At 54.3% G+C, this 1,288-nt stretch carries 1 protein-coding gene; it reads right to left on the bottom strand.

Translation table 11 applies throughout. From position 1 onward, the window contains the following. A partial coding sequence (locus H581_RS0110145) for an Ig domain-containing protein (protein WP_028609889.1) occupies positions 1-1,288 on the bottom strand: 1,288 nt, incomplete at both ends.

Genomic DNA, 1,288 nt, shown 5'->3' on the forward strand with positions numbered 1-1,288 from the left:
GCGTTGCCCGGATATAATCCGTATTGGCGTCATAGGGCGCAATGACGGCATCCACCGCCGACTGCCGATCATTGGCGACGGTCACCGTGACATCTCTCGTGGATACCGTCGTGCCGTCGGAAGCTTCCACGACGAAGGCATACGTTCCGGCCTGCGTCGGTTTCCAGTCAAATGCGCCGGTGCTTGTATCGAATACGGCGCCTTCGGGCGCACCCGCAATCCGATAGGTCACAACATCGGACGGGCCTGCGTCCGTTGCCGAGAAATCTAAATGGAGCGTTGCCTCGGATCCAACATAGGCAAACAGGTTCAAAGCGGTATTTCCTTCATTAAACACCGGCGGCGTCAGTTCATTGGCCGCGTTGACATTGATATGGTCGATATCGACCGTTGTTCCGTTGCCTATAATCGTGAAATAATGCATGGTCCGGAGCCCATGGCCTTCCGGGAGATTATAATATACATATCTCCATTGCCCCTGGGTATCCGGCAACGTGATCGTTTCGCCGAAGGCTTCCAGCTTCGCCGCGCCGTTCGTCTGAATCTTGTATCCGATCACTCTCGTACCGCTGCCGGATTCAACCAAAGCGATTTTGCTGCCGGATTCCGTTGCGTTAATGCGGACGAAGGAAACATCGCCCTCTTGCATGGCGGTCGAATTGCCGTCCAAGTTGGTGAACCGATCCTCGATCTCCTTCCAATTCGGGTTCGGGTCAACCTTCGGGAGATTTGCCGCTCCCTCGGCCTCGGCTTCCTTAGGGATGTACAGCCAATATTCCCCTCCGGAATCCCGTGATGCCCAATGGTAATTCGTCCTCTTTTTGAACATCTCCGTGTAGTAGGGAGCAACTTGCTCCATGTCCAAGCCTTGCTTATATTTATAGTAATAGTATAGATCGTAGGCATTGCCGCCGATTCTTCCCCGATATTCGGTACTCAATACCTGGTAAATGACCGGACTGCCATCCTCACGCATACGCGCCTCTGTCGGGATCCAAGGCGTATCATAGCCGTTCATATACCGGGCAAAATGATCGGTGCCTGCCAGAATGCGCTTGCCAAGAAAATCGTACGAGGCAACCGCATTCTCCGCAGTGGAAACCGTACCGTCAACCGGATCCACCTTGGTTCCCTGGGCCTGCAACAGACGAGATATAATGGAGACATTGATGACGTCGCCGGTGCTGTGAGCCTGGTCCCTGCCCATCTCCGTAATCTGCACCTGCGGGTTATCCACCTTCTCGCCTGTCGCCGCATTCGTATCGACGAGCCGGAACAGTCTCTTGAT

This window comes from Paenibacillus harenae DSM 16969 (genome assembly GCF_000422465.1).
GTDB classification, from domain to species: Bacteria; Bacillota; Bacilli; order Paenibacillales; family Paenibacillaceae; genus Pristimantibacillus; species Pristimantibacillus harenae.